This window comes from candidate division WOR-3 bacterium (genome assembly GCA_039801365.1).
In the GTDB taxonomy this organism is placed as follows: domain Bacteria; phylum Hydrothermota; class Tepidihabitantia; order Tepidihabitantales; family Tepidihabitantaceae; genus JBDRUN01.
Window position 1 is genome coordinate 13,429 of the sequence record JBDRUN010000069.1, and the last position, 1,951, is coordinate 15,379.

The following is a 1,951-nucleotide window of genomic DNA, read 5'->3' on the forward strand; positions in this document are numbered from 1 at the left end:
CGGGGGCTGTGTTATCTTGAACTCATCGCTCCGGCAGTGGGCAACCACTACGCGCTGGTTGAATCGAATGGTATCATCCGGATCAATCAGTGACTCCATTACGTAAGAGGAAACCGCCGTGCCGGCATAGAAGTCAAATATCAATATAAGGAGGAAGCAATCTATGACTAGAAAGGTCTCGCTGAGCTTGGTCGGCGCACTAGTTGCGCCGGCGGTGCTTGTTGCTTTCGTACTGGGTATGGTCGTGTCGGCAGCGCTGTCCTGTGGGTCGCGGCCGGTCCAGGCCCAGGTTACTTCGACTCCGGCACTCGGAAGCGCGGACGCGGGTGTCAGCCCGTTCGTCAGGGTCGCGGACGCGGTCATTCCCACCGTTGTTTACATATCGGCCGAGAAGAAAGTGAAGGTCAGCACTCAGCCCCAGATGGAGTGGGAAGGCCCGTTCGGCGAGTTCTTCAAGCGGTTCTTTCCTGAGATGCCTGGGATGCCGTTTGAGCAGGAGCAGAACGCACTCGGGTCTGGTGTCATCATTGATTCGAGAGGCTACATTGTCACCAACAACCACGTTATCGCCGGCTTCGACCGCATTGCGGTCAAGCTCTCAGACGGGACCGAGTTCTCAAGCAAGCACGTCAAGGTCGTGGGCCGGGACCCGAAGTCGGACCTCGCGGTGTTGAAAGTGGACGCGGACAAGCCCTTACCCACCCTGCCGTTTGGCCGGGCCGAAGACATCAAGGTCGGCGACTGGGCAATTGCGGTCGGCAACGCGTTCGGGTTGCAGAGTACCGTCACGGTCGGGGTTATTTCGGCCAAAGGCCGATCCGGAATTCCGTTGCCTGAGGGCCCGAGCTATCAGGACTTCATCCAGACCGACGCTTCGATCAACCCGGGCAATTCCGGTGGTGCGCTGGTCAACATCCGCGGCGAGCTCATCGGCATCAACACTGCCATCCGCTCGCCGGTTGGTGCGAACGTCGGTATCGGATTTGCGGTGCCGGTTGACATGGTCAAGAGTGTCACCGACCAGTTGCTTGAGCACGGCAAGGTTGTGCGCGGGTTTTTGGGAATTCGGCCCCAGCCAGTAACCGAGGTAATCCGTAAGGCCAAGCGCCTGCCTAATACCAATGGCGTACTGGTCAGCGAAGTCATCAAGGACAACCCGGCTGAGAAAGCCGGCGTCAAGGCCGGTGACGTCATCACCAAGGTGAACGGCGTGGACGTGGAAAACGTCGAGTGGTTCCGTCGCAAAGTTGCGGAACTGGCGCCGGGCTCGGTAGTCACGCTGACGCTGGTCCGCGACGGCAAGACCGTGACCGTTAGGGTGAAGCTGACCGAAATGCCGGACGATGCCCAGGCTTCGGTACCCGGCGAAGATAGGCCGGCAGCGAAACTTGGAATTGCGGTCCGGCAACTCACTGACGCTGAGCGCCGCGAGGCCGGTGTCGAAGGCGGAGTCGTGGTTGAGTCAGTCGAGCCCGGGAGCGCGGCAGCGGATGCAGGCATGCAGCGTGGGGACATCATTTTCGAGGTTGGGGACCGCAAGATTGAGACCGTCGCTGACTTCAATCGTGCGGTCACGCAGGCTGGCAAGGAAGCCGCCGTGCTGTTCCGGGTCAAGCGCGGAAACGTCAAGCTCTACGTTGCGGTCGAGCCGGGCGAGTAGCCGGCAGAACGCAGCAGGCGCTCACAGGCCGTTTTCCTCGGCTGTAAGACCCCGTCCTAAGCTGACCTGTTGCCTCATATATGGATGTACTCGAGGACGCCCCGTTGCCTCAGAATACATTTGTACTCGAATCATGAGCTTTGTCCAGCTTGAAGTCGAGATGGTTGGGCCGGCCAAGGCACATCGTGACCCCCTGCCTGACGCTTGCGCGTTTCATATGATACCCGTAGCGCCAGCAACTCGTCAAGGTCGAGCGCAGGCAACAGGAGAACACCCTGGTCTACCTGCGGC

Annotated in this window: 1 protein-coding gene; it reads left to right on the forward strand. The window is 59.9% G+C overall.

Annotated features, from left to right (window positions below; translation table 11 throughout):
- Window positions 1-163 precede the first annotated feature (163 nt).
- On the forward strand, window positions 164-1,660 hold the full coding sequence (locus tag ABIL25_08580; GenBank protein MEO0082329.1) for a DegQ family serine endoprotease: 1,497 nt from the start codon (window positions 164-166) through the stop codon (window positions 1,658-1,660).
- The last annotated feature ends 291 nt before the right edge of the window (window positions 1,661-1,951 follow it).

Bases quoted from the DNA above. Each gene is read 5' to 3' on its own strand.
- ABIL25_08580 (MEO0082329.1), top strand. From the start codon at position 164: ATGACTAGAAAGGTCTCGCTGAGCTTGGTCGGCGCACTAGTTGCGCCG.